16 protein-coding genes, 1 tRNA gene and 1 pseudogene are annotated in these 24,873 nt (G+C 42.6%); 6 read left to right on the top strand and 12 right to left on the bottom strand.

What is annotated here, in order from left to right:
* Nucleotides 1–341 precede the first annotated feature (341 nt).
* From AC6H1S_RS03870 to AC6H1S_RS03860, 3 genes and pseudogenes are all read right to left on the bottom strand, one after another.
* The gene (locus AC6H1S_RS03870) at nucleotides 342–1,073 is read right to left on the bottom strand and encodes a PmeII family type II restriction endonuclease (RefSeq protein ID WP_497565186.1); all 732 of its coding nucleotides are present in this window, start codon (nucleotides 1,071–1,073) and stop codon (nucleotides 342–344) included.
* A 167-nt stretch (nucleotides 1,074–1,240) separates the two neighbouring features.
* Nucleotides 1,241–1,972 (bottom strand): annotated as a pseudogene (locus AC6H1S_RS03865) (DNA-methyltransferase); the annotation flags it as partial.
* Nucleotides 1,973–2,043: 71 nt separating this feature from the next.
* Nucleotides 2,044–2,664: a hypothetical protein gene (locus AC6H1S_RS03860; RefSeq protein WP_497565184.1), complete on the bottom strand. Its 621-nt coding sequence runs from the start codon at nucleotides 2,662–2,664 to the stop codon at nucleotides 2,044–2,046.
* A 394-nt stretch (nucleotides 2,665–3,058) separates the two neighbouring features.
* Here AC6H1S_RS03860 and AC6H1S_RS03855 point away from each other — a divergent pair, with 394 nt between their 5' ends.
* From AC6H1S_RS03855 to AC6H1S_RS03840, 4 genes are all read left to right on the top strand, one after another.
* Nucleotides 3,059–3,790, top strand: coding sequence for a hypothetical protein (locus tag AC6H1S_RS03855; protein ID WP_497565183.1), 732 nt, complete (start codon nucleotides 3,059–3,061; stop codon nucleotides 3,788–3,790).
* A gap of 593 nt (nucleotides 3,791–4,383) precedes the next feature.
* Nucleotides 4,384–7,665, top strand: coding sequence for a DUF6443 domain-containing protein (locus AC6H1S_RS03850; RefSeq protein ID WP_497565182.1), 3,282 nt, complete (start codon nucleotides 4,384–4,386; stop codon nucleotides 7,663–7,665).
* 2 nt (nucleotides 7,666–7,667) lie between these two features.
* Nucleotides 7,668–8,159 (top strand): hypothetical protein, encoded by a 492-nt coding sequence (locus AC6H1S_RS03845; RefSeq protein WP_497565181.1) that lies wholly within the window; start codon nucleotides 7,668–7,670, stop codon nucleotides 8,157–8,159.
* Between the two features lie 1,122 nt (nucleotides 8,160–9,281).
* Complete coding sequence (locus AC6H1S_RS03840; protein ID WP_497565179.1) at nucleotides 9,282–9,767, top strand: hypothetical protein; 486 nt, start codon at nucleotides 9,282–9,284, stop codon at nucleotides 9,765–9,767.
* 48 nt (nucleotides 9,768–9,815) lie between these two features.
* On the opposite strand, the gene AC6H1S_RS03835 is transcribed toward AC6H1S_RS03840, so the two are convergent.
* From AC6H1S_RS03835 to AC6H1S_RS03820, 4 genes are all read right to left on the bottom strand, one after another.
* Complete coding sequence (locus AC6H1S_RS03835) at nucleotides 9,816–9,995, bottom strand: hypothetical protein (protein WP_497565178.1); 180 nt, start codon at nucleotides 9,993–9,995, stop codon at nucleotides 9,816–9,818.
* A gap of 288 nt (nucleotides 9,996–10,283) precedes the next feature.
* Nucleotides 10,284–10,357: transfer RNA gene (locus tag AC6H1S_RS03830), tRNA-Ala, on the bottom strand.
* Between the two features lie 157 nt (nucleotides 10,358–10,514).
* Nucleotides 10,515–12,452 carry a heparinase II/III domain-containing protein gene (locus AC6H1S_RS03825; RefSeq protein ID WP_497565177.1) on the bottom strand — a complete coding sequence of 646 codons (1,938 nt, stop codon included), beginning with the start codon at nucleotides 12,450–12,452 and terminating at the stop codon, nucleotides 10,515–10,517.
* 22 nt (nucleotides 12,453–12,474) lie between these two features.
* Nucleotides 12,475–13,980: an alpha-L-fucosidase gene (locus AC6H1S_RS03820; protein WP_497565176.1), complete on the bottom strand. Its 1,506-nt coding sequence runs from the start codon at nucleotides 13,978–13,980 to the stop codon at nucleotides 12,475–12,477.
* A 227-nt stretch (nucleotides 13,981–14,207) separates the two neighbouring features.
* Between AC6H1S_RS03820 and AC6H1S_RS03815 the strand changes: the two genes are divergently transcribed.
* Both AC6H1S_RS03815 and AC6H1S_RS03810 read left to right on the top strand, forming a co-directional pair.
* Nucleotides 14,208–16,466, top strand: coding sequence for a tetratricopeptide repeat-containing sensor histidine kinase (locus AC6H1S_RS03815; RefSeq protein ID WP_497565174.1), 2,259 nt, complete (start codon nucleotides 14,208–14,210; stop codon nucleotides 16,464–16,466).
* Nucleotides 16,463–17,110, top strand: coding sequence for a response regulator transcription factor (locus AC6H1S_RS03810; RefSeq protein WP_497565173.1), 648 nt, complete (start codon nucleotides 16,463–16,465; stop codon nucleotides 17,108–17,110). The genes AC6H1S_RS03815 and AC6H1S_RS03810 overlap by 4 nt, the downstream gene beginning before the upstream one ends.
* A gap of 160 nt (nucleotides 17,111–17,270) precedes the next feature.
* Here AC6H1S_RS03810 and AC6H1S_RS03805 read toward each other — a convergent pair whose 3' ends face one another.
* Genes AC6H1S_RS03805 through AC6H1S_RS03785 form a run of 5 tightly spaced genes read right to left on the bottom strand, consistent with a single transcriptional unit; the run spans nucleotide 17,271 to nucleotide 24,873 of the window.
* Nucleotides 17,271–19,562: a GH92 family glycosyl hydrolase gene (locus AC6H1S_RS03805; protein ID WP_497565172.1), complete on the bottom strand. Its 2,292-nt coding sequence runs from the start codon at nucleotides 19,560–19,562 to the stop codon at nucleotides 17,271–17,273.
* Nucleotides 19,563–19,589: 27 nt separating this feature from the next.
* Nucleotides 19,590–20,258 carry a basic secretory protein-like protein gene (locus AC6H1S_RS03800; protein WP_497565171.1) on the bottom strand — a complete coding sequence of 223 codons (669 nt, stop codon included), beginning with the start codon at nucleotides 20,256–20,258 and terminating at the stop codon, nucleotides 19,590–19,592.
* A gap of 13 nt (nucleotides 20,259–20,271) precedes the next feature.
* The gene (locus AC6H1S_RS03795; protein WP_497565170.1) at nucleotides 20,272–22,506 is read right to left on the bottom strand and encodes a GH92 family glycosyl hydrolase; all 2,235 of its coding nucleotides are present in this window, start codon (nucleotides 22,504–22,506) and stop codon (nucleotides 20,272–20,274) included.
* A gap of 3 nt (nucleotides 22,507–22,509) precedes the next feature.
* Nucleotides 22,510–23,931, bottom strand: coding sequence for a glycoside hydrolase family 125 protein (locus tag AC6H1S_RS03790; protein WP_497565169.1), 1,422 nt, complete (start codon nucleotides 23,929–23,931; stop codon nucleotides 22,510–22,512).
* A gap of 54 nt (nucleotides 23,932–23,985) precedes the next feature.
* On the bottom strand, nucleotides 23,986–24,873 hold the full coding sequence (locus AC6H1S_RS03785; RefSeq protein WP_199141157.1) for an ROK family protein: 888 nt from the start codon (nucleotides 24,871–24,873) through the stop codon (nucleotides 23,986–23,988).

Below are 24,873 nucleotides of genomic sequence, written 5' to 3'. Positions count from 1 at the left end.
AGAAAGTCCGAAAGGATTAAGTATAAGCAGTCAGCTATTTAACTGACGGCTCATTTCATCATTTTTAAGGGTGATTTATAATTTGGGTGGTTCTAGTATGAACTGCACCACCTACAGCTGATACATTAGTTGTTATAGTTCTTGCAGGGACAGATGTAAATGTAATATCTATAACATACCCTTCATCAGCATGAACATCACATAAATAAGCGACAGTATTTGGCGCCCATATAGCTGAAGTGTCAGGTCTACGGCAACGGATGCTTATATTGTTCTCCCCGTTATTTTGGCAATTTGGAATGATACATTGTGGCATAATTGAAATCGATTTAGAGTGTGAACTACTTTGATGAATTGAATATCGTTAATTTATTCCAATCAATTGCACCATTCTCATCACAAAAGTGAATCGCAAACTCTTTTGTAAACTTATTGAGCATTTGTGAATAAGATTCAATGAAATCATCATTTCGCTCCCTAGCTTTGTAACCTAATGGTTCAATTAATTCTGTATATAAACTAGGATCGCCAGAGATAAACTCCCAGAAACGCTGACCACAGTACTTAAAATAATCCCCTTTATCGGGCCTTTTATCTTTTCCGTAACAGCATCCATTAACAGCGACAACCTGCAATCCGGAACTACTAGTTCTAAGTGTTCTTTGGGCAGTTTTAAAGCTAGTCCTCATTTCAGCAAGCTGACGACTATTAGCCCAATTAGGGCCGGATTTTATTGTAACGATATATCTTATTCGATCCTTGTCAAACTCTAGATCAATTCCAGCAATACCAGACTTTCTACCTGCATAGACCTTTTCATTTATAAAAATTGCAAGTCCCTCAAGCCAATCTCCAAAGATTGTTTCTTCATTAGAAGAAATATGTGCATCAACAATACTCCTAACGATCTGATCGGCAGTCAGCATGTACTTTGCTTTAAAAAGATATGGGTTTTTGCGCTTAAGAACCTTGGTCAATTTCAAATCATCAAGGCTCTGTATTCTTTTAAGATGAAAAGAGCCAATATTTGCTTCAACATATTGCGAAACATCAATAAGGTTTAGCTTGTTCATATATTACTTAGTTCTTTCTCCGCCTTATTAAGTTCCTTTTCCTCTGGCTCTTTGTTTTGTTCTAGCTCTTCAATAGCAAGCTCTTCCTCCAATTCTGGCTTAAGTTCTTCTTTTACCATTTCATAATACTCTGGAAGTATCTCTATTCCTATACAGTTGCGGTTCATTCTTTTCGCTACGGTTAATGTTGTGCCTGACCCCATAAATGGATCTAACACAGTTTGACCAGGTTCTGAGAATAATTTGATAAACCATTCCGGTAATTCTTCTGGAAATGCGGCGCTGTGCTTTTTATTATTACATTCTGTAGCTAAGTGTAGCACGTTAGTAGGATAGGCCTTGTCGCGTTCAAGCCAATTTGATACATTCTTACCAAATCCACTTCCAACTTTAGAATTATCTCTTTTCTTATCAGTATCGCTCAGATTTTTTAGTCGACTTTTGGCCCAATCTCCCATAGGTACCATGACCTCGTCCTGGTACATGTTAAATTTTTTATGCTTGTTAAACTGCAATAACCTCTCCCAGCTATCCCTAAATCGATTAGGCCATTTGCCCGGATAGCTATTCTTTTTATGCCAGATAAACTCTTCTGTCCAAAGCCATCCTTGTTTTCTCATGCCAAGAATTAACTCCATAACATACGTGCTACGTTCACCTTCCACCACCTTCTCCTTGATGTTTAATATGAATGTCCCTGTAGGTTTTAAAACTCTCAGCAACTCTTTCGATATCGGTAGAAACCATTTTACATATTTATCGTGTGGTATTCCTCCATAAGTAGTTTTCCTTTGGTCTGCATATGGTGGTGACGTAACAATCAGGTCTACGGAGTTATCCGCTAGGCCTTTTAAGACATTTTTACAGTCTCCATTGAATAAATCGATTTGTATTTCCATAATGCCTTGCTTACAGCAAAGATATAACTTTGCATATCATCGAGTAGGTAATAATTGTGTAAGATTTGAAACTACTTATTTAAATTGAGATGGTTAATAAGCCAGTTGTCTAAATCATTAATTTTTGTCGCCCCATTTCTTATTGCATACCCACTAGGACTTAACGAGTCGAAAACAAATTCAATACCCTTATCTTTGCAAAGATCATGAATCGACTGCATAAAGCCTTTGAAACCATCTAATCCTAATGAATGTTCCTGAGGCTTGGTCTTCAATTGGTTTATTATCCTTCTGTTACCCATTGTATGTATCACTTTGGTTATCGACATGGTATCTCTTAAGGTACTTAAAATTGATTGGTTGTAAGTTCTTGTCAACAAGATTTGCTTTTTATCAATGCTTCGGCTCCATATTGTTTGATCTAAGAAATTAGAGAGCACATGGTCTTCTATAAATGAGTTAACCAGATCAAGATTTTGACCAGCAAAGGTTATGGCATTAATAACATCTAAGCAACAAAACCTATTAGTCATAACATGTAGCTTTCTATTAATGCCTTCTGTAATATCAAAGAAATAGTCTTTTTCTAAGCCCAGTACTGAAGCGATCCTAATCCAGAAATAATTACTTTTCCTACCATAATAATAGTCCAACTCATCATTTCGACTGTATGGATTGAAAGAGCCTAACACTAAAGTTTTTGGGGCTGGGATCTGCTGGGAGTAGTCCAGTTTAATTGAATGGATTGATGATAAACAACAGGCATATTATAAGTGATTGTGATTATTAAGATTGACAAGATAGGTCTATATGGCCTAATGATGAAAACGAAATATGTCTATTTTATGTTGAATAGTCAAGCGAACCGCCTGCGAACCGAAATCAATTGCCAACAGAGACAGTACACAGTATAAATGTTGGAGCGCTTGTTAGCTATCTCGTTTACTTTCTACTTAACCCATAACAAAGGCTAAGCTAAAATTATAATTGCCAAATAATAGACTATTTCAACTTGAAGTTGATTAATCTATGTAATTCGTGTACTTTTAGAATAATGATGGATTTATTATGCCTATATATTAAGATATGAAAACAGGTATTGTTTGTGTATTAGACGCATTAGCAACTAAAGGGGTTTGGAGTGTAGAAGAAACGAATATTTATATTCGGAAACTACATTCAATACATAAATTACTTAATGAATTTAAAACCTATGCGAAAGCTCAAGGGAAAATCATGTCACTTGACTTCATGACGTTTTCAGACACAATAATTATTACTATCCATATGAATGGAGAGCCCCATCCATTCATGATACCCCATTTCGCGAGGTCTATCGATGGGGTATTTGACAACTGTTTTGCCGAGGGATTATTAATGAGAGGTGCAATGTCTTACGGTAAATTTGTAAAACGGAAAAATATCATAGTAGGACCAGCTATAGATGATAGCGCATATTGGCACGATAAGGCTCAACTAATAGGCTGTGTACTTACACCTAACACCTCATTGTTATATGACGTTGGATTAGATTATTTAAAACATCATGGAAAGGATGATTATGATGTTAGCCAACATGTAATTAAATATAAAACCCCATTCAAAGACGGTAAATTTCATGAACTTTATAATATAAATTGGCCTTTAAGCACATATAAAGCCATTGCTTCTGTCGAAACACGTACACCAGTTTTTTCCCTAATGGAACTATTGGGCTCAAATCCAATACCTGCTGACGCATATGGCAAACATATAAACACAATCGATTTTTATAATTATAGTATATCAGAAGCACGTTCTAAAAGATATATTAAATAAAAAGATGGATTGGCCCATCACTTTATGGTGCGAACCGCCTGCGAACTGAGCCGAGGTGTTAAAGAAAAAGCACGATAGTGCGCCTTTAACTATGTTCTACACAAGCAAACCCTGTTTGCGAAGCCAAGGCGATTACGCAGGTTCGCCGAAAAGTGGAAAGCGGTTACAGCGGTACGCTGTAAAGAGAGCTTTCACGTAGCAAATTTCTTGAGCAATGCAAAACGAGTGACAAATAAGGGTGGCCAAGCCAGGATAAACCTATCCTAGCTGATAGCATTGGCATTTGGCATGATGTTTTGCGCTCACAACCTTTGCGTAGTACCGATCTTCCTAATCATTAACGCACTTCCCCAACCCAAAACCTACAGGCTGAAAAGTAAACGCAGTTGCCTTGTAGAACGTCAGTACCGATGATAAAGCCACTAAACAAAATGACTGGACTTAGCCTTTCCAATCTCTAAGCCGAAAAGAGTGAAAGGCTGAGTTCAGGAATGACATAAAGTAAAAATCATGAACACGCTTTTCTACTTCGAAACACTACGTTTTTAAGACAAAATATCCTAAATTAGAGTACCCATCCAACCGGAAAAAGAATGAACAAAAAGACGCTCCTGTTTGCCTTTACATTCCACATTATTTGCGGAATGGCCTTAGCGCAAACTCCTACAGCTTCAAGGAATTATGTAATGGAAACAACGGTAAAAACAAATGGAGTTACCGATGCTTCACAATTGGCTTCGTTAGATGTAGATTATGCCAACCGTACCATCACCTATTTTGATGGACTTGGCAGGCCAATCCAAATTGTTCAGTGGAAGGCAAGCCCGAACAGAAAAGACATCGTGCAGTTTATGGTGTATGATGCGTTGGGCAGAGAAGCCGTCAAATATCTTCCATACGCGGAACAGACAAGCAATAACGGAAGCTTTAAAGAAACTGCTTTGGCCAACCAGACGGGCTTCTACGGCTCGGGAAGCTGGGATGCAAATGTTGCAAGAAGTCAATACCCGTTAAAAAGAACAGTCTTCGAGGCATCCCCGCTCAATAGGGTTTTGGAGCAGGGTGCAGAAGGTGCTTCTTGGCAACCTTACAGTTCCGGCATATCAAACTCGGGCCATACCATTAAGGCAGACAGCAAATTCAATGCTGTCAACGAAGCGCTTCGCTGGACAACAACAGGCTCTGGAGCAACGGCATCTTCAACTTTTCTGCCGAACACTTTATATAAAACAATAACCAGGGACGAGAACTGGACAAGCGGGAAAGGTGGCACTGTCGAGGAGTTTAAGGATACGGAAGGAAGGCTGGTGCTAAAGAGGATCTGGCAGGACGAAAGCACTGCTCTGTCAACTTATTATGTTTATGATGAAACTGGAAACCTTAGATATGTAATCCCCCCTGCGGTTTCTTCGACAACCTTTACAGAGACTGATGCCGTTTTTAAGAATTTTGTCTATGGCTATCACCATGACGGCAGAAAACGGGTCATAGAAAAGAAAATCCCCGGAAAGGGCTGGGATCATCTGGTATACAACAAGCTCGACCAGATCGTAATGACGCAGGACAGCGTTCAGCGCATCAACGGCAAATGGTCTTTTGTGAAATACGACGCGATAGGGAGAACCATAATAACAGGAACAGCAAACAGTTCTTCAAGTCGCGCCTCTTGGCAGGCCAGCATCGATGGGCAATCCGTGCTTTGGGAAAGCAGGGACGACGCCAACAGCAATGGTACTGGCATAGGCTACAGCAATCTCTCCCTTCCTGTTGCAGGAATAGCCGAATACCTCAATATCAGCTATTATGACGACTACAGTTTCTATGGAAACAGCTTTGGCCAGCCTGTTTCTCCTCAGGTTGCAGACGGACGTACCAGAAGCCTTGCTACAGGAACAAGGATCGGAATATTGGGAAGTGGCAACAGGTTGCTCGCTGTCAATTATTACGACGACAAGGGCAGGATTGTACAGGCCAAGAGCGAAAACCATTTGGGTGGTACCGATATTATCGACAATGCATATAATTTCGCTGGAGAGCTGATTGCCAGTACAAGAACACATTTGGCCAATAGTATAACTACTGTTATTGCTAATTCCTACGTTTATGACCATGCGGGACGTAGGGTCAGCACCAAGGAAAATATAAACAGCCAAGGCGAAGTTGTGCTCAACAAGCTTGATTACAATGAAATTGGCCAACCGAAACAGAAAAGCCTGCACAGTACCGATAATGGGAGCACCTTTTTGCAGTCGACAAAATTCTCGAACAACGAGCGGGGCTGGCTTACCGGCAGTACTTCTCCCGAGCTGAGTATCAGGTTGGGCTATGACACAACGGCTAATCCACAATATAACGGCAATATCAGCACGCAGCTATGGGGCACTGGTTTTGGAAACAAATTCATGTATGCCTACGATAAGCTTAGCAGGCTGACGAATGCAACAAGCACGGGCATCTACATGAGCGAAGCGATAGGCTATGACGCAATGGGAAACATCAGCTCGATGAGCAGGGACGGTGCGACCGCAGGTGTATATGCCTATACGGGCAATCAATTGTACAACATTACTGGAGGGCCTTTTGCCTCTTGGAACTATGCTTATGACGGCAACGGAAACGCTACCACTGCTACCGTTGGTTCAGCGAGGACAGCGGTATCGATGGTCTATAACCAGCTAAATCTTCCTGTTGCCATAACGGGATCTGGCATCAGCCTATCTTACGTTTACGATGCCGTAGGGCAGAAACTGAAAAAGACGAATGGTTCGACAGGAACAGTATCAGATTATGTAAGTGGTATCCAATATTCAAACGGCTCTATTGAATTTATCCAGACGGAAGAAGGCCTTGCAAGAAATAATGGCACAAGTTACAGCTATGAGTATAATTTGACAGATCATTTGGGAAATGTGAGATATACTTTCAGCAAAAATCCGGTTACAGATGCTATCCAAAAACTTCAAGAAGACAATTATTATGCTTTTGGGCTTAGGAAATCTTCGCAGTTTGGCAATAACAAGTATCTTTATAATGGAAAAGAGCTACAGGAGGAACTAGAGCAGTACGATTATGGTGCGCGGTTCTACGATCCTATTATAGGTCGATTTAATGTTGTAGACAGGTTCGCAGAGAAATATGGAAGCCTAGGGCCTTATCAATATGGGGCTAATAATCCTATTATTAATATTGATGTGAACGGGGATTCAACTTGGACAACAACAAGGCAAGTTAAAAATGGCAATGATATTACCATCTATAGAACAACACACATAACAGGAAAAGTTCTAAAATCTTCTTTAAGTTATGGCTCTTCGTCAGATTTTGCAAGCGCTTTAAACCAGAAACTAAATAGTCAAACTGGTAAAAATAGTAGAGAAAATGGGTTAGGTGGGACAACAACAACAATTTACAATATTGATGCAAATTACACCGGCGCTAATTCAATGGATGATGTTAAACGAAGCGACCATTTGGTGGTTTTAGTTGACGATGTATTAGGGACTGCAGATCCACAACTAGATGGCGGAGAGTCCTCGGGTGTCGCAAAACTACCAGGAAAGATTGCTTATGCAGAAGCCGGAAGTGATGCACTAAATACAGCATTTCATGAAGTAGGCCATAATTTAGGGTTAAGCCATCCAAGTAAAAATTCGAGTTCAGACCCAATGTCTTACACTGGAAGAGGCGCAAAGTTTTCTTCTCTTCAGATGGAAATTATTGCTAATAATTCTGCTGTTGGGGCTCCTAACCGAGGGTATAATAGTGCAAGAATTACAAATATAAATAGTGGTAATAATAGTGTTTCTACAAATGAAAGGCCCTATTTAGGGAAGCGAACACAAGGAATGCGAATTCCGTTGCCGATAAAAAATTAATTATGTTAAGCAAAAGATTATTAGCAGTCATTGTGGCTATAGTCATAATTGGTTGTAAGAATTCAAATAGAAATGTGAGATTATTTTTTAATCCATCCCATGCATTTAATGTGGAAGAAATTCATTTAATCGCAAAGATAAATAATATGATTATTGTGGATACAATTTTGAATAATGATCATATTGACAAAAGCCACCTAATAAAGAATGTTAATTTCGAACTTAAGAACGATGATATTTTCTATTTAAAAATTAATGATAAAATAAAAAGCATCAAAGGCTCAGATTTCGGCAAAGATTGTTTAGATATTTTCACATTCTATGATGATCATACTGTAATAAACAATGTTGCTTCAGAAATGGAAGCTAAAAAAAATAATAAAGGGCTAATTGCCGATTATAAACAAATTGTTGATAGCCTAAAAAAAATATCAGAAAATAATTTCTACGATAAAATTGAAATCAATATAAAACCAAGAAACTGCGGAGAGTAATAAAAATTGATTAAACAAATTAAAAGTATAGCAGGTACGACAAAACCGTGAAGAATTGACCAACCTTGGTTAATTATTCTTAATATTCTTGAAATTGTAGTTTTTCAAAAAGAAAAATCTATTCCGATATTATTAAATATTTCAATCCTGCATATTGATATGAATAATATAAACAGAATTCTTGCGGGGTTAGTTATTTTGATCCTGCTTTTTCAACTCATTGCCATATTGCAAGGCGTATTAACCTACAGGCAGGGCAATTTTCAAGTCTTATTACTACTCATCATTGCATTACTACTTCCAGAAAAAGCTTCAAGAATATCATTACTGATTATCTCAGTTTGTGGAATTGGAATAATATTTTATTATGTCGAACAGCATCAGCACCAACTATGATGGAATTTACTTACGGAGTAAACCTTGCCCTTTTTGAAAGTGATGAAAGATCAATATGGAAGTTCCTAATACGTGTATTTCCATTTTATTTCTATCTAACGCAGATTATATTAACAGCCGTTTTCTTTTTTAAAAGAAAAAAACTCTTGCTCACTAAGTTTAGGGGAACTCTCTAATCGTAATAACGAAACGGACAACAATCATAATAAATATCATTTTTTACTGATGTTTAACAGTACCTGCCAGATGTAAAAATCCAAAATGAGCTGAAAAAGAAAACCTATAGCCGAGCAGACAAAGTAAGTTTTTACTATGAAGATCAAATACTACAACAATGATGAATAAGTTTTTTTTGTATAGCTACAGGATAGTCCTATTGCTTTCTATTGTATATATATGGAGCTTGATGTATTGGGCGCATAAAAGTGAATACGATGAAAATTATGGCTTTTTTATTAATGCAATGTTGGTATCTTTTATTATCACACTTAGCATTGTAGTTGGGTGGATATGGAAGCGAACGACGATGATTAAACATAGATTCTTTTGGATAATATTTCTAGTACTTGCATCTCCTGTATCTATTTTATTGTATATATATGTTTATCAGTTTTTTATTGGCCAATATTTTAAGGTGTAACATCTGAATTTAAGATATTACTTTGATAATCGGTAAAATCATAAGTCAATGATTAATTATGAGTTTATTAATCTAATTTTTATGCCATGAAATTATGCTTGTGCTTTTTATTGACCTTTGCGCTTTGTTCGCACGCTGACCTCTTTTATGAAAGGCTACTAAATGATTTTGACCGAAACAGCTGGTTTGTATGTATAAACGCAAGTTTTGGTACGGAGAAGAAGCAAATTATTATTGAGAACGACGACTTGTATTATCTAGTCAACGAAAAAAGCAAAACTAGCAAGGCAAAATATGACGAGCTTATCAAGGGAAAACTGCTAAAGAATGAAACAATATCATTGCCAAAAATCAATTTGGACAAATTGAATATTCTTGAAATGCAAAAAGCTGACAAAATCGAAAAAGATGCTAAAAAAGGTTTAGATGCATTTCTTAAGATATATTTTAAAAATAGGATGCTAAAAAAAGAGTTCATAGATTATCAAAATGCTATTATCTACCAGTTGTTCAAATGGAAGGTACTTTCCAAAATAGATGATGTTAGTGGGTTTCTGATTTTCTACCGTTAAAAGGAGCCATATTACTATGCCCCCTAAAGTTGTTCAGCTTTTATAACATCAGTTGAACTGGTACACCTTGCCGTTGATCGGAATGTTGAGTATCACTCCGTCTGCCTTTTCAAACCTGATGTTCACGTAGCCAGTGATCCGTGTACTTGAAAACAGCGTGTTCATCTTTAGGTAGCCTTCCGAAATAGACTTCCTGATGCTGTACTGCCTGTTTGCATACTTTTCCATGTTTGCATTCGTGGTCTGCTGTGCCTGATATTGGTTTGCTCCGCTGTAGGCTACGGTTGCCGAACTTCCAGCTACAACTGTATTGGTATTGGTCGTTGCGCTTGCATTTACAGGATAGATATTGTTTTCCTTTTTGTGCTTAACAACACTTTAAAATAAACCATAATACTCGAGTTATGATTGTTTGATGTATAACAGTGTACTAACAAAATCTAACAGTAGGTTAGTGCTTTGGACTTTCTAACAAACAAAAAAGCCTTTCAACTTTCGTTAAAAGGCTTTGTGTAGTGGAGAATACCGGATTCGAACCGGTCACCTCTTGCCTGCCAGGCAAGCGCTCTAGCCAAATGAGCTAATCCCCCATTTTTGCCCAAAGGTTTTACCCTTTGGGCTGGCAAAAATAATAATTAGTTTGTTTAATACAAATAATGTTTGCAATAAACTGATTAAATAATGCTGTTATTTACAAATCTGCTTTTCCTTGGAAACGATAAAGCCCCATCAGCCACATACGCCAACTTACTTTTTCTCGCTGGCTACGATAGCTAGTTTTAGCGTATTCGTTTTTTCTTTGCTTTTGGTAATCAGCCTGATACGGTAAATCTTATTGCCCCACATCTTTACAATGCGGTCATCGTCAATGGCCTGCTCGTCTACCTTGGCTTCTAGCTGGTTCGTATCGTAATTCATGGCTGTTCCCGTTTGGCCGAAAACAATTTTTCCAGGTTTTAATTCAACGGCATAAGGTGTGATGAAATTAAGTTCGGAAGCTTCCTTAAAGTTGTTGAGCTTGATGGCCTCGGTCAAGTTGATGGTATTTTTAGTCCGGTTGAGGCTAATGGTCCGCTCCCATTGCTGCACATCGGCTGTTGCCGGATAGGCCTTTGCAATGTCCATGGCAACCATAGCCATACCGGCAGTATTGCTAAACCTGAAATTTGTGGCCGCAAATTGCCTTCCGTCTTTTTGTAGCACGCCATTAATGGTGGGACAATTGTGCCATTGCGATTGGACATTCCAAAGTTCATAGCGCCTGCTGCTAAACGTTTTGCTGGTATAGGTACCTACGCCCACATCAATCAGCAAAGGTTTTCCATCATAATACACAATAAAATTCCCAATATCGTTATGGTTATGGCTCTCGGCATTATGGCCTCCCTTAGCGGCGAAAAAGAAGCCTTTGGTGCTTCCGGCAACCGTACGGGCATTAAAAACCTGTAAATCTGGAAGTGCGGCATAAAGCGGATATGGGGCTTTGGCCGGCGTATTATTCAAAGCTCCATAAGCTGCTGCAGTAGCCAGAAAATCGGTAATATCATTGCCCGACACTTGCTTGCCCCTTGCCTTGAACAAAAACGAAGCGTAGTCTTTTAGCGTTTCATCTTTAAACAATACCCCATATTGATAAACGCTTTCGGGGTTTTGCGTGTAGGTCGGAAAAGCATCGGCAAAATTAACCATATACGTATCGCTGATCTGCATTTTATAGGCATAGGCTCCAATTTGGTGCAACAGCTCCTTGTCACTCCAATTCAGTTTACCCTCAGAAACCTGATTAAGGAGCGACAGCAAACGGATCAGTCGGCCACCTGCCATGTCCCAGTAAGACGGACCTTCATCACATCCCCCATCTTCGGGATATTGGTTAATGAAAATATCAGTGCTTCTGAGAACCTTGGCGCTCAGCGAATCGAGTTTTTTGCCTGGTTGCAGCACCTGCAAGGCCGCTTGTAACGTATTGCTGTTCACATAGGTATTCCAGTTGTTTACCGAATTGCCCTTAAAGCCCATCCAGCCAAAACTGTATTTGAGGTAGGGATCAAAAAGCCTACGGTTCAGTTCGTAAACAATCCTGCCATTAACCACCTTTGAATATTTGGCAAATTTGGCCGACAACATATTATAAATAGTAGCTACGGTAAGTCCGGTGCTCGAGGCATGCAAATCAATGTATGGGTTTTCGATATTCGGCAAATCGGCGCCCTCTTTTTGTACAACGATATGCGCAGGGGCTACCCAGGTACTCTCTTCGAGCACCAGCCACAAGCCGTTTACAATCTGCGGTATAAACCTTTCCTTGTTTTCGATCAGTTCGCCTGCCACCAGCAACGATAACATGCGCCGACGTTCATTGACCAGGTTTTCGTAAGTGGTGCGGGTACCTGTAATTTTATAATCGAGATATAAACTTGCCGGCAACGAAGGCCATTTATAGCTCAGAGCGGCTTCGGCCTGTTTCAAGATGCGCTGCTTTACCGAGTCGGGCAGGTTGGCCACATTTTTCAGGGCATTCGCATTTTGTTCTTTTTGCCAATTTAAAAGACCGGGGAAGGCATCGCCATTGGCATAGGTTTGCTGATAGGCTTTGGTGAGCCAATTTCTTTGGGTTGTTTTTTGAGCGTATACACTCAGCGAAATGCTCCACAGGACGAAGCAATAGCAGGCAATTTTTTTCATATGAAGAGGATATTGGAAGGGATTAAGGTTTTAAAAAATATAGGCCAAATTCGGCCAAGGTTGGGTTTAGTCTGGATGAAAGGATATGAAACCTGATTTGACTGGTGGTCAATTCGTTAAACTTGAGCAACCTTTTATAGCCCACTGTAGTTCCTGTTGCAAATACCTTCCACGACACCCCATCAAAATATTCGGCTTCAAATTTTTCGATCCGTTGTCCAACCGCAATATTTTCCTGCAATGCCAATACATTAAAAGTAACGGGCTTAGCCCAGTTCAGTTGAATGGTGGTAGTAGTATCTTTGGTTGTGGTGGTAAAATAGGTTTGCAACTTGCCATCAAATAAACTACTTAAGTTTTTTCCGTTTGCGGCCTGTAACTTAGCTGTTTTGGCTAGATTTTGTCTAAAGGTAGTTTTCATTTGGGTGGCAAATCCTTGGAGGCTCTTGCGATCGGCCTCGGCAATAAGGCCTTGGGTATTTGGCGGAATATTAAGCAACAACACGCCATTGCGACCAACCGAGGTGAAGTAAATATCCATCAATCGCTTATCGCTCTTCACTTTGGCATCTTCTGCCGGATGATAAAACCAACCTGGTCTGATGCTTACATCGGTTTCGGCGGGGTACCAAACTAATCCGCTGGCATTAACCAACTTATCACGACTTCCCCTATCTTGGTCTTTATAGCTGCCCAACACACCCGGTATCACGTTTACTTCTTGTTGCGAGGCGGCCGCGATTTTCTCTTGGCTCTGCTCAGAAACCGGCAATACGCTCCACTCTGTTTCCCGGCCTACGCCACTTTCAGTGCCTACCCAACGTACATCAGGGCCTTGTACCGCAATAACGGCCTGTGGTTGCAGCTTCCTGATCAGGGCGTACCAGCGGTCAAAATCGTAAACCTGTTTCTTGCCGTTTGGCCCCTCGCCATTGGCTCCGTCAAACCAAACCTCATCTACTTTTCCATACTGGGTGAGGAGTTCTGTTAATTGATTAACGAAATAAGTATTGTAAGCCTCAGTTCCGTAACTGGGCGCATTTCTGTCCCATGGCGACAGGTAAACGCCAAAACCCACATCCAATTTGCGGCAAGCCGCGGCCACTTCTTTGACGATATCACCATGGCCGTTTTTATAAGGTGTGTTTTTGATCGAATGCTCGGTAAATCTGCTAGGCCACAAACAAAAGCCATCGTGGTGCTTGGCCGTGATGATAACCTGCTTAAAGCCGGCATCCTTCACGGTTTTAACCCATTGCTCTGCATCAAGTTGTGTGGGATTAAATTGGGAAATGTCTTCTTTGCCATCGCCCCATTCGCGATTGGTAAACGTATTGATGCCAAAATGGAAAAAAGCGGTGAGCTCCAGCTGCTGCCAGCGCAATTGTCTGGCCGATGGGGTTACGGATGCGGCCTTGGCCACAATCGTGTGGAATGTGTCTGTTTTTTTGATCTCGATAAAATGATGTTGCTGGGCTTGGGTAGCCAGGGCCAGACAACATAAAATAACGATCATGCTGTTTTTCATAATCAAGAAATGATTTAAGGTAGTTTAATCTTGTAATAATAAGTTTTTTGGAAGAAAAACCCATCGTGCAAACATAAAAAGGTTGTTATAAAACCGAAACTACGCAAACCCAGCTGATGCGAAAACACCAGAGCTGGTTAAATTGTTGTCGGACTTGTGCCTTAACACTTTAGGCATTGTTGATTTTGCCCCAATACAATACGCAATTATTGTTATTTTAGGGGCAAATGATCCGCTTTAAACCAACCTTGCCAACCTTCGTATTCTTGCTGCTCTTTTGGGTGGCCTGCCCTAGTTATTGGGCAATGGCGCAAGACCGCATACCTCCTCCTGCCAAGGATATTGCAGAGATCAGGCAACTTTATCCCTCGACAGAAAAGACCATGTACTTGTTGCGGTATGTACGTAACCCCAAAACCATTTATACGGAAGAACTTAAGAATCTGCTCGAAGAAGCTTTGCAGCACTCGAAAAACAGTGCCCGCGAAGACTTGGTTGCAAGTGTATTGGCTACCCAAGCCATTACCGAACTGGGACTAGGCAACCGCGCACAAGCCCTCACCTTGATCCAGCAAGCCGAGAGTTACCTGCCCAAATTGCCTGAACAGCTCATCATGAGCGTACTCAACGACCTCTCGAGGGTATATAGCCGTATTGAAGATCCAGAGAAAAGCATTTATTATTACAATAAAATTGAAGCCTTTACCAAAGACAAGCCTCAGTATATTATTCCTCGTGTTTTTAACCTCAGGAACCGTTCTAACTTCGAAATCCGAAGGGGAAATCCAGCAAAAGCAAAAGAATATCTCCAAATGGCCCTTAGTCTGGCCAAACAGAGCGATAATGCAAGTCTCTATAAAGATACCCGTTTCGCCTATGCCAATCTGTTGGTCAACCTCGACAAGGAAAAGGAAGCTTTCGAGTTGCTGAAGGAACTGGTTCCAGACCTCGAAAACAATATTAATGACCGTACCGTTCAGTTTTTTGGAATATTGGCTCGCAACTACGAATCCCTTGGCGACTACAAGAATGCTTTTCTTTATACGGAAAAAGCCTTTAACCTGCCGAATGTCAGCACACAACAGCTTGCGAACAACATCAATAAAATGATATTGCTAGCCTACCGACTGCAAGACTTTAGCCGTTTTGACGATTTTTTTGCCCTACACCGCAAATATGGCATGGACCAAAACAGCCTGCATTCGAAAAAGATGTATGAAATGGCCGAAGCCTATTATTACGAAGCCAAAAATCAGCCTAAAAAAGCCAAGGCCAGCTTTATAAAAGCCTATCGTTTAAAAATAGGCACCCAGCAAGTACCTGGACTCGATTTGGAAATACTAAGTGGATTGGCCAATTTGTACGCCAGCGAAAACAAGCGGGATTCTTCCGACTATTATTTTAAGCTGGCCGGCGCCATTTTAAAAAAACACGACATGCCTCCTGCGCTCAAACTCTTGTATTCGAATTCGCTTAAAACTGCGCACCAAGCCAATGGAGGCAACCCCGACACCTTGATCAAGAGCTTAGAGCAACAAATACAGCTTAAGGATACCCTGTACCAAATGGCCATGCAACAGGCATCGAAAGAGTTGGAAACCAAGTACAAGGTAAACGAAAAAGAACAGCAGTTGGCCTTAGCCCAAAAACAACAGGAAGTACAAAAACTGGAACTGCAACAACAAAAACAACGCAATTGGATCATTTTTATAGGATCGGCAGTTGTAGTATTGCTATTGAGCGGCCTTGCCTATATTTTGTTTCAGCGCAAAAAACAGGCTGGTATTTTACATCGGGCTACTTTGAATAACCTCAAGCAACAGCACCAGCTCGATTTGATGAATACGCTTACCGAAGTACAGGAGCAAGAGAAAAAGCGCATCGCCACACAGCTGCACGACGAGGTTGGCGCCATGCTTTCTATTGCCAAACTCAATATCAATACGTTAAACGAGGAAGTGTTTGCGGCAGGCAGTGGGGCCAACAAAAAACTGGAAGTGGCACAAAACCTTTTGGGCAACATCAGCGAAACCGTGCGCAACATCAGCCACGCCCTGATGCCGATAGCTTTGGAAAAATATGGGTTCAAAGCGGCTATCCAGGATTTGATCAGCGCGATTAAAACAGCCAATCGCTTAACCGTTGAGCATATAATTGAAGGCTTTGAACATACCGAAAAATGGCCACCGCAATTTACGCTGAGCACTTACCGCATTATTCAGGAAATACTGAACAACGCCATTAAGCATGCCGAAGCCAAACATCTGTTCATCCAGCTCATCGAACTGGAAAACAGCCTGACCATTTATGTAGAAGACGATGGCAAAGGTATTGCGCAAGAACGCGACACAACTGCCGGTGCCGGCATGAAGCTATTGCAAACCAATATTGCCTACCTTTCGGGCAAACTCGAAATAGAAGGCAAGCCCAACGAAGGAACTTTTGTATTAATTGAACTTCCTATCCCCCCCATTAAGTTGCCATGAAAATCCAATTGATATTAGCTGATGACCACCCCGTTGTATTGCATGGCATCAAGGCACACTTTGACAACGACGAGCGTTTTGAAATCATAGGCATGATGAACAATGGCCTCGAGTTGCTCAATTCGCCTTTGCTCGTTCAGGCCGATATCATTCTACTCGACCTGAATATGCCTGGTGTGGACGGGTTAAAAGCCTTGCAGGAACTAAAAAAGCGAAAAATCAAAGCCAAGATCATTGTGCTCAGCAATTACCATTCGCAAGAGCTGATCAAAAATACCAAGGTTAATGGGGCCAATGGCTATATCGTCAAATCAGATGAGCTGCACAAGTTGGCCAACAGTTTACTGACCGTGATAGACGGCCAGGATATCTTTCCGGATTTCAATCCAAAAGCGCCCAACGAAAGTCCTTTCTCTTATTTCGACGATTTTCTCAAAAAGCACAAGCTTACGAAAAGAGAAGTAGAAATTATCAGGCTGGTTTGCCAAAACCTGCGCACCAAAGACATTGCCGAACGCCTGTTCCTTTCAGAATTTACCGTTCATACGCACCGCAAAAATATCATGCGGAAACTCGACCTGACTGATTCGACCGTTGCGCTTTACGACTTTGCCTTGAAGGCGAATTTGATTAATCCCCAATAAAGGTTAAAACAGGGGGAAGGTGGAGGGTTGAAGGCTGGAAGGTTGAAGGTTTAAAGTTGAAGGTTAATTGACGAAAGGTCTTTTATGGCCTAAATTTCGGTTGCCCATCGGCCAGTGAACTCATGAATAAAAAAGGCAGCACTTTCGTACTGCCTTTTTGCTATTTCGCTGTTGAAAAAGAGTAAGGGAATGCACTTTCGCTGGTTCCTCTGGTTTTGTTTGGCGTGGCCGACATGCTGAAATCGAGCACAGCTCCTTTTTGCAAGGCCGAATGGCTCAGCCAGTTTTTATCGTAGTTGGCCCCATTTACTTTGAGGCTTTGGATATAGCGGTTATCTGCGCTGTTGCTAGGCGCATTGATCACCACCGTTTTGCCGTTTTCCAAGTTCAGGGTTACTTTCTTAAACAATGGCGCACCAATTACATATTGGTCAACCGCTGGCGTAACCGGATAAAAGCCCATGGCCGAAAACACGTACCAAGCCGAAGTTTGACCGTTATCTTCATCACCACAATAGCCATCTGGTGTAGCATGGTACAGCCTGTTCATGGCTTCGCGCACCCAGTATTGGGCTTTCCAAGGTGCACCACCATAGTTGTACAGGTAAATCATGTGTTGGATGGGCTGATTACCGTGCGCATATTGGCCCATATTGGCAATCTGCATCTCCCTGATTTCGTGGATTACACCACCATAGTAAGTGTCGTCGAAAATTGGAGGCAGCGTAAATACCGAATCCAGTTTTTGTACAAATTTCTCCTTGCCCCCCATCAGCTTGGCCAAGCCGGCAATATCCTGAAACACCGACCACGAGTAGTGCCAGCTGTTGCCTTCGGTAAAGGCATCGCCCCATTTAAACGGACTAAACGGCGATTGGAAAGTGCCATCCTGGTTTTTGCCACGCATCAGGCCGCTTGCCGGATCGAACAGGTTCTTATAATTCATGGCTCTTTTGGCGTAAATGCCGATTTCGCTTTCAGGTTTGCCTAAAGCTTTGCCCAATTGGTAAATCGCAAAATCATCGTAGGCATATTCCAAAGTACGGGCTGCATTTTCGTTTATTTTTACATCGTAAGGCACATAGCCCAATTCGTTATAGTACTTCACGCCTTTGCGGCCAACAGCGGTCATTGGGCCTTCATTGTTGGCACCATGTTTTACAGCTTCCCAAAGGGTTTCGATATCATAACCACGGATACCTTTGATATAAGCATCGGCCACTACCGAAGCAGAATTGTTGCCAATCATGATATCGGCAAAACCTGGACTGCTCCACTCGGGCAAGAAACCGCCTTCCTTATAATCGTTGATGAGGCCTTCCTGCATCTCTTTATTGATAGACGGATAAACCAGATTTAAGAAAGGGTACAAAGCCCTAAAGGTATCCCAAAAGCCGGTTCCGGCAAACATATAACCAGGCAATATCTTGCCATTGTACGGACTCCAGTGCACAATTTTGTTGTTGGCATCGATCTCGTACAATTTATTGGGGAAGAAAAGCGTACGGTAAAACGACGAATAAAAAGTACGGGTTTGGTCAACCGTGCCACCTTCTACGCTAATGCGGCTCAGGGTTTTGTTCCAAATGGCTTTGGCTTTTGTTTTGGTGGCATCGAAGCTATCGTTGGCCAACTCTCTTTTCAGGTTCAATTCGGCTTGTTCAAAGCTGATGAAAGAAGAAGCTACCTTGGCATGAACTTTCTCGCCATTTTTGGTCTTAAAGCCGATAACCGCACCGGTATGGTCGCTTTGCAGCTCTAAATCTGTTGCGTTTAACTTATTGCCCGACCAGGTTTTGGCCACGGTAAAGGCTTTATCAAAATAAATAACGAAGTAGTTTTTGAAATTGCTCGGCAATGGTCCGCGGGCATATTTAGAGGTATAGCCAATAATTTTGCGTTCTTCAGGGATGATTTTGATGTATGAGCCTTTGTTCAGCGCATCGACCACTACAAAAGCGCTATCGGTTTGCGGATAGGTAAACCTGAACTGCGCAGCCCTTTCGGTTGGTGTAATCTCGGTGGTTACATTGGCATCGGCCAGGTACACGCTGTAGTAGTAAGGCTTGGCTACCTCTGCCTTGTGCGTAAACCAGCTGGCGCGGTCGTCTTCGGTAAACTTCAGCTTTCCGGTTACGGGCATAATGGCAAACTGGCCATAGTCGTTCATCCAAGGCGATGGCTGATGCGTTTGCTTAAAGCCCCGTATTTTATCGGCATCGTAGGTATAAGCCCAGCCGTTGCCCATTTTGCCGGTTTGGGGGGTCCAGAAATTCATGCCCCATGGCACTGCAATGGCCGGATAGGTATTGCCGTTAGACAAATCGGGCTTTGATTGGGTACCCATTAACGGATTGATCCATTCTACAGGATCGGTAATCTTGCCCACAGTTTGTGCCGAAAGCCCCAAACCTGCAAGTACCAATGTAGCGGTGAGTAGTTTCTTGATCATTTTTAAATATTGAGATAAGAGAATATTTTAAGCATTCGGATTAGCGGCATAAGCAGCCCAAAGTTCGTCGACAGTTTTGCCTGTCAGGTCTTTCCAAACGGTTGCTGCATAGGTATGGCTGCGCATAATGTTGTCGAGCTTTACCACGATGCCTTTATTGCCATGCGTTTCGAGCCAGTTTAAAAAACGTGCTGTAATGCGATAGGCATTTTTATAGCTCTGCTCTGGCTTAAACGGCGTTAGGGTCCAACCCGCACCCGGATTGTCAACGCCATATTTAAAGCGTACATAATCGGCAATGCCTTCGGTTAGCCAGCCTGGTCCGCCACCATTACCATAATTTTGTACCACGTGCATGACCTCGTGGGTTACCACATCGATATCGCCAGGATGTTTTACAAACCACTCGGGATTGTACACAATACGGCCGCCGCCGGTAGCGGCTACGCCTTTGTAGGCGGTATCGATGCTAAAAGTTACGGCTTTATCGGCATTTTTGTTAAAGTCTTTGGCCAATACGGGATAAACCTTAAAGAAAGTTTCGATCATGCGCTGCTTCAAAGCCGGATCAAAAGAAGCCGAATTGCTCAAAAAAGTTAAGGTATAGCCTTTTCTGGTTATCGTTTCGGGGTTTTGGGCCCTTACGCCAACCACCATTAAAACGAGTGCTAAACCTGTTAAAATTGTTTTGTTCATTGTGCTGTTATGTTTAGGGGTTATAGTTTAAGGCTGATGGTGGCAAATTAGTACTGCCCCAAGTTTTGTTGGGCAAACTGCCCATCTGCAAGGTTAACACGCCGCCGTTGGTTAATTCTTGATGTGTAAACCACGAACGGTTCAAAACCTTGCCGTTTAAGGTTGCGCTTTGGATATACTTGTTGCTTGCCGAATTGTTTTTGGCCAATACCGTAAAGGTTTTGCCATTATCGAGCCTGATGCTCATTTCATTAAACGTAGGACTGCCGATGCTGTACACCGGAACGCCTGGCGTAACCGGAAAAAAGCCCATCATAGAGAATACCACAAAGGCCGTCATGCCACCCCCATCTTCGTCGCCCGGAATGCCAAACAGGTTGTCGGTGTACCAAGTGTCCATCAACATGCGGATGCGTTTTTGTGTTTTCCATGGGGCACCCAAATAATTGTAGAGATACGGAATATGAAAGCTCGGCTCATTACCCATTACAAATTGACCCACCAAGCCCGTAGCATCCGGGAAGGTGTACCAGAGGTTATATTTGCTCCGGCCCAAGCTGGCCCTGAACAAGTCGTCGAGTTTTTCTTCGGCCTTGGCCCTGCCCCCCATTAACTGGAAAAGTCCATCTAAATCGTGTTTTACATCCCAGTTGTAGGTATAAGCATTGTTTTCGGTAAAGTATTCGCGACCGCCTTGTCCGCCAGAAAACTTAGGATCGAAAGGTTCTATCCAATTGCCATCGCTGTCCTTGGGCCATACAAAGCCCTTGTCTTCGCGGAACACGTTTTTGTAATTGGCTGCGCGTTTTAAAAACAAGGCTCTATCGGCTTCGTTGCCACTTTTGCTGGCCAGTTGGGCCAGGCACCAATCATCGAAACTGTTTTCTAAAGTAACCGAAACGCTCTGTCTTTTTTCAAAGCCATGCACTGCGGCCACGGTTTCCTTTTCGCCGGGCTTGAGTGCCGGCATGTAGCCTTTTTCGGCATAAAAAGTATCGAGCACAGTTGCCTTGCCGTTTTTCCAGGGCAATAAGGTAGCTTCGAGCGAATTCTTTTTAATGCCTTCGTAGGCTTTTTGAAGGTCGAAGCCACGAACCCCTTTTTGGTACGAATCCAAGAACCAGGCGGCGGCGTGGTTGCCCGTCATGCAAGGGTTATCGCCAAACACGAGCGCAAAAGAAGGCATCCAGCCACTCTGCTCGTACATCTGCACATAAGAGTTAAGCTTGTCGCCCTCCATTTTTGGATTTAAAATGGTTTGCAAAGGTTCAAGTGCGATGTAGGTATCCCACAGCCAATTGTCTACAAAAAAGGGACGGTTGGAACGATGCACCTGATGATCGTAGGCACTGTAGTATTTGCCGTATTCGTTAATGTCGACCATCCGCTCGTAAGAACGATACAGCGACGTATAAAAAACCCGTTTTTGTGCAACTGTTCCACCTTTTACATTCACTTGCGACAGCACTTTGTTCCAAGCTGCTGTAGCTTTGCTTTGCAGTTTGGCCCTGTCCCAGTCGGCAATTTCCTTGTTCAGGTTTTCTTTGGCCTGCGCCATGCTGATGAAGGAAATACCATATTTAAAGGCTACCTTTTGTGCCTGACCTTCAATTTTGATCAATGCACGTTTTTTGCCTTGTCCGTTTTGGTAGCTGACATCGCCCAAGGTTACGTTCGTTTCGGCGTAGAAATAGGCTTTCATCCCCTGAAATTCTTCAATACCACTCAGGGCATGTTGGTTTTCGAGGTTGATTTCGCCGTTGTTCAAAATAGTAAGGCGCAGATAGTGATCCACCTTATCGGCAAAGGCAAATTCAAAAAAACCGGCTTTGGCACCTGGTATAAAACTGATTTTGGTGCCGTTATCTTCTAGGAGGCCAGTATAGGAATCGGGGCTGATCTGCTCGTTGTCTGAAGTAAATTTCTTGCCCCAAGCCTGTTCGTTAATTGGCCCCGAATAAGGCATCAACCCGAAAAGCCAATTTTGGCGATGCGAAGAAATGGTGAGCGGAAAATAGGCAATTTGATCGTCCAGCTGATCGGCACGCGCCGGAAAAACCCGCACCATGCTATTGGGCAGGTGTACCGCTGGCCGGGTGGGCTCTAAAATGAGGCCTACGCTGCCTATGGTGGGATCTACATAGGACAAATTGCTGGCTTGCTGCTGTGCCAAGCCTTGCCCAGCCAACAGCGATAGCGCCAAAGCGGCCACGCATTTCAGTTTGCCTATTTTTACTGTCTTCAACATATTTTATTTCAGCAAGGCTGGTTTTTCGTTATAAATTTTCCATAAAAACTCGCCAAACAGGGTATTGGCCCAAGCAAACCAGCTGCGCGTAAATTTAGTCGGGTCGTCTTTATGGAAGCTCTCGTGCATAAAGCCTTTGCCTGCATGCGTGCTTTTCAGCATGGCGATACACTTTTTGATTTCGGCGTCGCTTACCGAAGTTATTCCCTGCAAAGTAATCGCCATTGGCCAAATCATATCGGCACCAACGTGTGGCCCGCCCACACCTTCGGCCGCCTTGCCTTTAAAAAAGAAGGGATTGTCGGTTGACAGGATAAACTTGCGGGTATTTTTATAAATTGGATCATCCACTTTGATGGCTCCCAAATAAGGCATAGACAGCAAGCTAGGCACATTGCTATCATCCATCAAATAGGCACTGCCAAAACCATCGACCTCAAAGGCGAATATTTTGCCGTAAACCGGATGGTCTTTGGTGGCGTATTTTTTCAAAGCCGTTTCAACCTCATTGGCCAAAGCGGTTAACTTGCCGGCCAAAGCGTTATCATTATACAAGGCAACAAGCATCTCGGCCGCTTGCCTTAAGCTGCTTACCGCAAAAAAGTTAGACGGGATCAGGAAAGGATAAATGGTGGCATCATCGCTCGGACGGAAGGCCGAGCAGATCAAACCGACTGGCTTTACCGGAAAGCCATAACCCGCCATGGGCAACGAATCGGTTGGAGCCGTGGTTTCGCGCTGGAAATGATACGGCCCTTTATTGTCTTTGCGTTGCTGCTCTACAAAGGTTTTATAAATCAATTCGATGGCTTTTTTCCAGTCGGCATCGAAAGGCGATTTGTCGCCTGTTTTTTTCCAGTAGTGGTAAGCCAAACGGATGGGATAGCACAGCGAATCGATTTCCCACTTGCGTTCGTGTACGCCTGGCTTCATATCGGTTTTGTCGCTTTTCCACTCGCCTACTTTATTCGGATCGTTGTAAAAGGCATTGGCATAAGGATCTTTTAACACATAGTGGGTTTGACGGTTGATCACGCCTGCGATCAAATCCTTCAGTTTCGGATCTTCGTTTACAAACTGCAGGTACGGCCAAACCTGCGCCGAACTGTCGCGCATCCACATGGCATCAATGTCGCCGGTAATGACATAGGTATCTGGCTTGCCGTTTTTCACCGCATAGGTTACCGTGGTATCTAAAGTATTCGGGAAGCAGTTTTCGAACAGCCAAGCCAATTCTTTATCAGCCACGTGTGCCTGAAAGGTTTGAATGGCCTTTTCTACAGATGCACTGGTAAAGTGTCGCTTAGCGGCCGCAACCCTAACTACCGGAAATTCGGGTGTCAAAGCCGAAGCAAAGGAAAACTTCGAAGCCAGCACGCCGGCCCCCAATAAACCTGTGTTTTGAATAAACTTTCTTCTTTTCATAGCTTAGGTTTTTGTTTTATGGCGCGTGGTTCGTGCGCCTTTATTTTTTATCGATTATTTTTCAGTTTGAGAGGTCTCCAGATTCCAATTACTGGCTGCGCCAATTAAGGCGGCATGCTCATTCAGCTCCGTTAGCTTAATGGGTATGTTCAGCCCCTGCTTGCCCAGTCCAATATTTAAGCTTAGCGCAAAGAGATCGAAAGCCCGTGCAATATTCCCTCCTAAAATTACCACTTCGGCCTCATGTTTTTTAATTATCGGAGCTAAAAATTGAGCCAGGTTAGCCCCAAATTCTACAAATACCTGTTTGGCCAGAGCATCGGTTGCTACCAAACCCGCCAATTCCTTTACGCCATCCAAGCTTTTGTGGCTCAATTCGTTGTAACGACCTACAAACCAGCGGGTAGAAAGGTAATCTTCGGCTATGCCATCCAAAAATGCCGAATCCCACAACTCGGCGTCAGAAGCCATGCCATTGATAGACAATGCCGAACCTAATCCCGTGCCTAGGGTTAAGCCCAGTACCCGGCTATGGCCTTTGGCCGCGCCACTAAAAACTTCGCCCTGCATAAAGCCGGCTGCATCATTAATAAAGCGGATGGCACTTGGCTTAAGCTGCAGACGCTTGGCAAGCTCTTCTTTGATGTTGGCCAAATAAAGGGCATTGAATTTATCCTGCTCCTTGATCAGCGAAATGCCATTTTCATAATCGAACGGGCCAGGCATGGCAATGCCGATGTATTTTTCATTGCCATTGGCATTGGCAAAAGCAGCTTCAATTACATGGCACCAGGCCTTTAATATATCTTCCTTCTCTTGTTTAGCATTAACTGCGTTACGCTTTATCGACTCTTCAATTAATGTTCCTTTTTTTAAATCTACCAGTGCAGCCGTAATATGCGAGCCACCTATATCAACACCCAATACAGCAGGTTTTTCCAT

It is taken from the genome of Pedobacter sp. TM02 (assembly GCF_059705275.1).
The sequence above is the reverse complement of the archived record's forward strand: the minus strand, read 5'-3'. Positions and strand labels throughout refer to the sequence as shown.

Coding starts and splice junctions, on each gene's coding strand:
- AC6H1S_RS03825 (WP_497565177.1), bottom strand. CDS start 12,452: ATGAAAAAAATTGCCTGCTATTGCTTCGTCCTGTGGAGCATTTCGCTG.
- AC6H1S_RS03810 (WP_497565173.1), top strand. CDS start 16,463: ATGAAAATCCAATTGATATTAGCTGATGACCACCCCGTTGTATTGCAT.
- AC6H1S_RS03795 (WP_497565170.1), bottom strand. CDS start 22,506: ATGTTGAAGACAGTAAAAATAGGCAAACTGAAATGCGTGGCCGCTTTG.
- AC6H1S_RS03785 (WP_199141157.1), bottom strand. CDS start 24,873: ATGGAAAAACCTGCTGTATTGGGTGTTGATATAGGTGGCTCGCATATT.
- AC6H1S_RS03790 (WP_497565169.1), bottom strand. CDS start 23,931: ATGAAAAGAAGAAAGTTTATTCAAAACACAGGTTTATTGGGGGCCGGC.
- AC6H1S_RS03835 (WP_497565178.1), bottom strand. CDS start 9,995: ATGGAAAAGTATGCAAACAGGCAGTACAGCATCAGGAAGTCTATTTCG.
- AC6H1S_RS03870 (WP_497565186.1), bottom strand. CDS start 1,073: ATGAACAAGCTAAACCTTATTGATGTTTCGCAATATGTTGAAGCAAAT.
- AC6H1S_RS03800 (WP_497565171.1), bottom strand. CDS start 20,258: ATGAACAAAACAATTTTAACAGGTTTAGCACTCGTTTTAATGGTGGTT.
- AC6H1S_RS03850 (WP_497565182.1), top strand. CDS start 4,384: ATGAACAAAAAGACGCTCCTGTTTGCCTTTACATTCCACATTATTTGC.
- AC6H1S_RS03855 (WP_497565183.1), top strand. CDS start 3,059: ATGAAAACAGGTATTGTTTGTGTATTAGACGCATTAGCAACTAAAGGG.
- AC6H1S_RS03820 (WP_497565176.1), bottom strand. CDS start 13,980: ATGAAAAACAGCATGATCGTTATTTTATGTTGTCTGGCCCTGGCTACC.
- AC6H1S_RS03840 (WP_497565179.1), top strand. CDS start 9,282: ATGAAATTATGCTTGTGCTTTTTATTGACCTTTGCGCTTTGTTCGCAC.
- AC6H1S_RS03815 (WP_497565174.1), top strand. CDS start 14,208: ATGATCCGCTTTAAACCAACCTTGCCAACCTTCGTATTCTTGCTGCTC.
- AC6H1S_RS03805 (WP_497565172.1), bottom strand. CDS start 19,562: ATGATCAAGAAACTACTCACCGCTACATTGGTACTTGCAGGTTTGGGG.
- AC6H1S_RS03845 (WP_497565181.1), top strand. CDS start 7,668: ATGTTAAGCAAAAGATTATTAGCAGTCATTGTGGCTATAGTCATAATT.